Source organism: Rhodopirellula maiorica SM1 (assembly GCF_000346295.1).
Lineage (GTDB): Bacteria > Planctomycetota > Planctomycetia > Pirellulales > Pirellulaceae > Novipirellula > Novipirellula maiorica.
In genome coordinates, this window is the sequence record NZ_ANOG01000047.1 from 1 (window position 1) to 7,114 (window position 7,114).

A 7,114-nucleotide genomic window follows, 5' to 3' on the forward strand; every position below is an offset into this window, starting at 1 on the left:
GCTCAACTGGGGCAGCAACTCGCTCACCGGCAACCCCGATTCGCCACACTGCCGAAATTTGAATGGCGATGGCAACAATCCGCCGGTCGGACGTTCGGTTAACAGATCGGCACCCGCGGGTTTTGTGCCTGCGAATTTTGCAAGGGCTGGTTTGGGATCAAAAAGATCACCTTGATAGGGACCTCCATTCATAAATAGATGAATGACGCGTTTTGCCTTGGCAGGAAAATGAGGGCCGAGTTGTTCCGTCGATTCGCCGGCATCCAATTGTGATGCCATGATGCCTGCGGCACCAAGCATCCCAAGTCCCCCACCGATTTGTTGTAACAAGCGGCGGCGGTCCAAAGGTGTCGTTTCCGGTTGGGGTGGTTCATAAACACACGTCAATCGATGAAGGTAAATTCGTTGGTCGCCAACAAGACATGGATGTATTGCTGCCAGCGATCCGCTTTTGGTCCCGCTGACACGTCGGCAAGATAGGCGGTTGCCAACTCAATCTCTTGGGGACGAGGCGCGCGCGAAAACAAACGTTGGTAGACGCCGAAAATCTTGTCCAACTCTTGGCCGGGATATTCCTCTTCGAGCTGATCGGCAATCCATTTGGCTTGTTGATCCAGCAAAGGTCCGTTCCATGCGTACAAGCCTTGTAGCGGCGTGACCGTTGCCATCCGTGCCGGACTGTGCTGTGTCGGATCGGGAAAGTCGTGCACCATCAAGGTGGGGGAAACGTCGCGTCGATTTACGGTGGCATAGAGCGTTCGTCGCGTGTTTGCAGCCGATTCCAGCGAGATGGATGGGCCGCCAAGGAGGCGATTCAAGCGTCCGCTAGCCAATAACATTGCATCTCGCCACTCTTCGAAAGTCAATCGACGTCGGTTCATCCGCGAGAGCCATACGTTATCGGGATCGATGCTCGACCGTGAGGGCGAATCTGCCGAAGATTGTTGCCATGTCGCCGACATCACGATTTCGCGATGCAGCCACTTGATCGACCAGCCATTTTCAATAAAACGTGCCGCTAAATCGTCTAGCAGTTCTGGATGCGTTGGACGGCTGCCTTGCGTGCCAAAGTTGCTTGGGGTGTCAACAATGCCTTGATCAAAGTGGGCAAGCCAAATTCGGTTGACGATCACCCGCGCCGCCAGTGACGCTGCTTCGTTGGTGATCGATTCGGCCAATTCCAAGCGGCCACTTCCATTTTCAAAAGGACGGGTTTCTTTGCTCAGCACCGTCAGAAACCGGCGACGTACGATGGGGCCGGGACGGTTGGGATTGCCACGGATAAAGGAGGGCAAGTCGCGAGGTTCACTCTTGTATTCGAAACGTGTTCCCTCTTGCGGCGTTTTGCCCGCGCGAACGACGTACATCGCTTCATCTACCAACGCGTTTGCCATCGGGGTGTCGTACAACGGCGTTGCAGATTTGATGTCCGCGATTTTTGCTTGTATCGCGTTAACCTTCTGTTGTGGAAGCGGCTTTTGTTTCTTCAATTTCGCGATTTCGGTTTCCAGCTTTTTAACCTGTTGCTTTGCCGCGCGCACGGGTTTGTAGGTGGCTTCATCGATCAACGGACGCTCAACATGGCGAGTGCTGGCGAACACGCCGGCTAATCCGTAGTAGTCGTCCGCGCTGATCGGATCGAATTTGTGGTCATGACAACGTGCACATGCGACCGTCAATCCTAGAAACGTGCGACTGACCGCATCGACTCGTTCTTCCCACTCGTCGGCCACGATCACTTTGATGATTTCGCATGGCAACTTCGGCTCTTTCCAATAGGTTGGACTGAGACTGAGGAAGCCGAGTGCGGGAAGATCCTCGGGGCCCGTTCGCGGCATCAAATCGGTAGCGAGTTGACGATGAACAAATCCGTTGTAGGGCATGTCGATGTTAAACGCATCGACAACCCAATCGCGATACAGATGTGCCTGGCTGGTTTGCGGTAACCAGCTAGCAGTGCGATCGGTATAGCGAGCCAAATCCAACCACCATCGTCCCCATTTCTCGCCGTACTGTGGCGATTCCAATAGCGAGTCGACAAGATGTTCGTAAGCATGCGGCGATCGATCATCATGAAACGCGTCGAGTTGTGCGGTCGTGGGCGGCAATCCGATAATGTCAAAATAGAGTCGGCGTACAAGCGTCGCGCGGTCCGCCCGCGGCGATGGGGTCAGGCCGTTTTGTTCCATTGCCGAGAGTACAAACGAGTCAATCCGGTTTCGTGGCCACTCAGCATGTTTTACGGTCGGCAGCGGTTGCTGATCGACAGGCAGAAACGACCAGAATTGGCGTCCTTTGTCGAAGTCGATTCCATTGCTTTGGCGAATCGCCGGATCGACGGATGGCGGAAATGCAGCGCCACGTTTAACCCAGCGAGTTAGCTCGGCGATCTCGCTTGCCGCCAATTTTCCTTGCGGCGGCATCTGAATCCCGTCCTCGTAGAGGATGGTTTCGATAAGCAGACTATTCTCGGGGGATCCGGCAACAAGCACAGGGCCACTGTCACCGCCTTGAGCAATCGCCGCGGCTGAATCCAATCTCAATCCACCTTGCACCGTATCGGAGTCCGCGGAATGACACTCGTAGCAATGTTGGCTGAGTAGCGGGCGAATTTTTCGCTCAAAATATTCGATTTCAGCCGCGTCTGGCTCTGCGGTCGCCTCCTCGGTAACCGCATGCTTTGGCGTTTCGGCACGCGCACCAGCAGCAAGCATGACACCGCTGAAAAGAACGATGCTAAAGCGAAAATACATAGACTTTCGGGGGATATTTTAGGCGGGCAGTTTCTCAAAGGCAGGACCCGATAGTCTATACGATAATGGGCCGAGGTGCGCGAAATGCGGGATGAAACTCGCGAAACCCGCAAACAACCGGAAACGGCTACGGCAAAGACAGTTAAAATGGCGGTTTGTCCGCGTTCGGATCTCGCAATTCCTTTGCGTTTGCACGTGCTTCGCGTAGAATCGCTGGCTTGGGGAAACCTCGTCTCTGGATTTGCGTTTCCCCCACGCCTAATTTTGTCTGCTTTTGTTCTCCTACCTGCTTTCTCTCCCCAACCTTTCGGAGTTTCTCTCCTATGCGTTTGATTTTTGAGCCAAGTCCTATCCGAGCCAAACGATCGGTTCGATCGAATTGGCTGGTACCGATGATTGCAACTCTGATAATGCTGCCAACGACGCTGCGTGCGAACGAGAGTCGCAGCGAAACCGAGGTCTACGACGTGGTGATTTATGGCGGGACGGCCGCGGGCATTGTGGCTGCCGTACAAGTCGAGTGGCTTGGGGGTTCTGCGATCGTGATCGAACCGGGTTCGCGGATCGGTGGTTTGACCACAGGCGGGCTCGGCCAAACCGATATTGGCAACAAAGCCGCGATCGGCGGGATCGCCCGAGAATTCTACCAACGCATCTCCAAGTACTACCAAGACCCCGAGAATTGGAAGTGGCAGACGTCCGAGCAATACAAGAGCGGCGGACAATCGCGTACCGCCGAGGGCGAGTCAACAATGTGGACGTTTGAACCCTCTGCCGCATTGGAAGTGCTGCAGGGGTTCGTCGACGAGCACAATGTGAAGGTCGTCTATGACGAACGACTTGATCGCACGGGAAGCCGCCGGTCAGGCCAGGTCGGGGCAGGCGTGCAAATCGTCGATGGCAAAATCCATTCGATCCGAACGGTCAAGGGAAACGTTTACCGCGGCCGCATGTTTATCGATGCCACGTACGAAGGTGACTTATTCGCAACCGCCGGCATTAGCTATACGGTTGGACGGGAAGCCAATGCCACTTACAACGAAACACTCAGTGGAGTCCAAACCGCAAACGCCCGGCACCATCAATTGATGCCAGGGGTGGATCCGTATGTTCGCAAAGGAGATCCGGACAGCGGGTTATTGCCAGGGATCGACCCCACGGGGCCCGGCGAAGAAGGATCCGCAGACCATCGCGTCCAGGCCTATTGTTTTCGTGTTTGTCTGACCGACCATCCCGAGAATCGTATCCCCTTCTTCAAACCTGAAAACTATGACCCGAATTTATACGAGTTGATGCTGCGTAATTTCGAGGCGGGCCAGTCTGGGTTTCCGGTGATCAACTCGGGCATGCCCAATCGCAAAACCGACACCAACAATCGAACCGGTTTTTCCACCGATTTTATTGGTCAAAACTACGACTATCCCGAAGCCACCGACGAGGAACGCCAACAGATTATCGAGCGACATCGGACTTACCAACAAGGTCTGTTTTGGACAATGGCGAACCATCCGCGTGTTCCCGAGAATACTCGCAAGATCGTTAGTCGCTGGGGGACCTGCAAAGACGAATTCGAACGTGAAGATGGCTGGCAACAGCAACTCTATATTCGCGAGGCACGGCGTCTCGTTGGCGATGAAGTCATGACACAACATCATTGTCAAGGACGGAAAGTCGCCGAAGATCCGGTCGGCATGGCTGCCTATACGATGGATTCGCACAACGTACAGCGTTATGTCGATGCAAACGGTCATGCTCGTAACGAAGGCGATGTCCAAGTCGGCGGTTTTCCTCCCTACCCCATCTCCTATCGCTCGTTGCTGCCGAAGCCGAACGAATGCACTAACTTGATCGTTCCCGTGTCGCTGAGTGCATCACACATGGCGTTCGGTTCCATCCGGATGGAACCCGTGTTTATGGTTCTGGGGCAATCATCAGCAACGGCGGCAATCCAGGCGATTCGTGACAAGCAACCGCTGCACGAGATCGACTATGAAAAACTGCGTGAGCAGTTGATTTCCGACAAACAAGTTCTCGATTGGATCCCAACGCTGCGTCCCGGCTTTTCGATCGATCCCAAGAAACTTTCCGGGGTTGTCCTCGATGATGTCGGAGCCGAACGCACCGGTTTCAATGGCGCGGGCTATACGGTGCCGAAGTTCGTTGGACACAACTATCGTCACGATGGCAACGTCGACAAAGGTAAACAGCACGCGACGTACACATTGTCTGCACCGAAACCTGGACGCTATGCCGTTCGTTTGTCGTACACTGCCAACCCCAATCGAGCTTCGAATGTTCCGGTCACCATTGTCCGCAACAACCAACCGCAAACGATGGCGGTGAACCAACGGAAAAAACCAGGCGAAGACGGTTTTGTGACGCTGGTCGAGGACAATTTCGAAAGCGGCGAGATCACCGTGACGGTCAGCAACGAAGGTACCAATGGCTACGTGATTATCGACGCCGTTCATTTGAAGCCCATCAAATAGTTTCTCGTCCGCGCGACGCCGAAGCCGCTTTCTCGTTTGAAAGCGGCGTGGCAGTCCGCACCTCTTTGCCGCTCTCTGCGGTCTTGTCGGGAAAAAACGACTTTCCACTGCGGATTGCGGTCGCGATAGGTCATTGATGGATTGCAATGCCCGCTGAATCGTTTCGGACGAGAAAAACACTCGTTTTCGGCCGTATTAGGCGGCGGCACCCTTTTCATTTTTGTTTTGCAGTGCTGTCTCGCAAACGGATAGAATATTAGCGGATAAGGAGACTGAGATGAGGAACGCTCAAGTACAGATCGAGAACCGTTCGGCAATCAATCCCGCAGTGTGGGTGGATGATTACGGCGACAATCTGTACCGGTTTGCCTTGTCGCGACTGCGTGACGCCGAGGCTGCGGAAGAAGTCGTGCAGCAAACTTTTCTCGCCGGACTCGAACACATCAAGCAATATTCCGGTCAAGGGTCGGAACAAGGATGGTTGCTGGGGATTCTGAAGCGAAAGATCATCGATTTTATTCGTGTCCGCAACCGAACGAATCAATTCAGTGATGAGGAAGTTGGCGATCCGCTTGATCGCATGTTTGACTCGAAGGGACATTGGCGAAGAAATGTCCACTCAACGCTGCTGCAGCCGCTCCAATCCATCGAGCGAGAGGAATTTTGGCCGATCCTACGCAGATGTTTGCAGGACCTTCCCAACCGACAAGCCGATGCCTTTACCCTGCGAGAGATCGATGAATTTCGGACAAAAGAAATTTGTAAGCAATTGTCGATTAGTCCGTCTAACCTGTGGGTCTTGCTTCATCGAGCCCGGTTGCGATTGGCAAATTGCATGAAAACACGGTGGCATTTGGAGCAATCGTAAAAGGAACTCGATTCGATGTTGAATTGCAAAGAGATATCCAAATTAGTATCGCAGTCTATGGAACGTCCATTGCCATTGCGACAACGAATCGAACTTTGGATACATCTGCGATTTTGCCATCTTTGTACAGCCTTCCGTCGTGACCTCGTCTTCTTGCACAATCAAATGCAGCAACACACATGCGAGTTGAGCGAAAACGATGAGGGTGATTTGGTGAAACTTCCCCTTCACGCGCGGCTGCGGATCAAACAAGCACTGCGCTCGCGTTGATCATCGAGAGAACAGCGTTATTTCGCAAATGTCGCCGAATAGCGATGGATGGTCTTGCGGAATTCTTGCAACAATTTGCTCTGGAATCGATACGGATTCCAGACAGCAGCAATGGTTCGCGTCGGTTTAGGATTGGTCAACGATCGGTACAATCTCTGTTTGTTTTTGTCGATCGCTTGTGCCATTGCTGGAACCATTGAAATGCCATGCCCGAGAGTGACAAGCTCTTGCACCATGGTGAGCTGGCTCGTTTTTTCCATCGAAACTGGTTGAAACTCCCGCTGGCGACAGAACGAAACGATGTTGTCCGATAGACAGTGAGCTTCATCCAGCAATACAAATGGCAGCGATTGGATATCATCCAACTTAATTTGCCGTTTGTGGCTTAACGGATGCCCCGCTGGCATGAGCAACAACAGTTCTTCGTCAAACAGGATTTCGACCTCCAGGTATTTGGCTGGGATGGGTAAAGCCAGAATCGCTAAATCCAATTCGCCTTGTGTCAATCGTTGCAACAAACTTTGCGTCGTTTCTTCTTGTACAAGTAGCCGAGCCAGGGGGAACGCCGAAGCGAACTGCTGTAACAAACCCGGCAAAAAGTAGGGGGCGATCGTAGGAATGGCTCCCACGCGAATTCGTCCGGATTGACCATCGTCGGTGATCTCGCTTAGCGTGTCGTCGATGATCGACATGATTTGGCGTGCCCGGCTGGCTAGAACCTCCCCCGCGTCGGT

General features: G+C 53.4%; 6 protein-coding genes. 3 read left to right on the forward strand and 3 right to left on the reverse strand.

Going from position 1 to position 7,114, the window contains the following annotated elements:
* Positions 1-387 (reverse strand): DUF1501 domain-containing protein (locus RMSM_RS01605; protein ID WP_040763521.1); only part of this gene is annotated, 387 nt, incomplete at its 3' end.
* Positions 384-2,753: a PSD1 and planctomycete cytochrome C domain-containing protein gene (locus tag RMSM_RS01610; protein ID WP_008690546.1), complete on the reverse strand. Its 2,370-nt coding sequence runs from the start codon at positions 2,751-2,753 to the stop codon at positions 384-386. The genes RMSM_RS01605 and RMSM_RS01610, both read right to left, overlap by 4 nt.
* 392 nt (positions 2,754-3,145) lie before the next feature.
* Between RMSM_RS01610 and RMSM_RS01615 the strand changes: the two genes are divergently transcribed.
* The 3 genes from RMSM_RS01615 (at position 3,146) to RMSM_RS43985 (ending at position 6,380) form a co-directional block, all read left to right on the forward strand.
* Entirely contained in the window at positions 3,146-5,242 is a 2,097-nt protein-coding gene (locus RMSM_RS01615; RefSeq protein WP_040763524.1) for an FAD-dependent oxidoreductase, read from the forward strand.
* Positions 5,243-5,519: 277 nt separating this feature from the next.
* Positions 5,520-6,110: a sigma-70 family RNA polymerase sigma factor gene (locus RMSM_RS01620; RefSeq protein WP_008690552.1), complete on the forward strand. Its 591-nt coding sequence runs from the start codon at positions 5,520-5,522 to the stop codon at positions 6,108-6,110.
* A 15-nt stretch (positions 6,111-6,125) separates the two neighbouring features.
* Entirely contained in the window at positions 6,126-6,380 is a 255-nt protein-coding gene (locus tag RMSM_RS43985) for an anti-sigma factor family protein (RefSeq protein WP_478212695.1), read from the forward strand.
* Between the two features lie 17 nt (positions 6,381-6,397).
* On the opposite strand, the gene RMSM_RS01630 is transcribed toward RMSM_RS43985, so the two are convergent.
* The coding region (locus RMSM_RS01630; protein WP_040763528.1) for a hydrogen peroxide-inducible genes activator at positions 6,398-7,114 on the reverse strand (717 nt) is incomplete at its 5' end.

Excerpts from the sequence above, each read along its gene's own strand:
- RMSM_RS43985 (WP_478212695.1), top strand. The coding sequence starts at position 6,126 with ATGTTGAATTGCAAAGAGATATCCAAATTAGTATCGCAGTCTATGGAA.
- RMSM_RS01620 (WP_008690552.1), top strand. The coding sequence starts at position 5,520 with ATGAGGAACGCTCAAGTACAGATCGAGAACCGTTCGGCAATCAATCCC.
- RMSM_RS01610 (WP_008690546.1), bottom strand. The coding sequence starts at position 2,753 with ATGTATTTTCGCTTTAGCATCGTTCTTTTCAGCGGTGTCATGCTTGCT.
- RMSM_RS01615 (WP_040763524.1), top strand. The coding sequence starts at position 3,146 with ATGATTGCAACTCTGATAATGCTGCCAACGACGCTGCGTGCGAACGAG.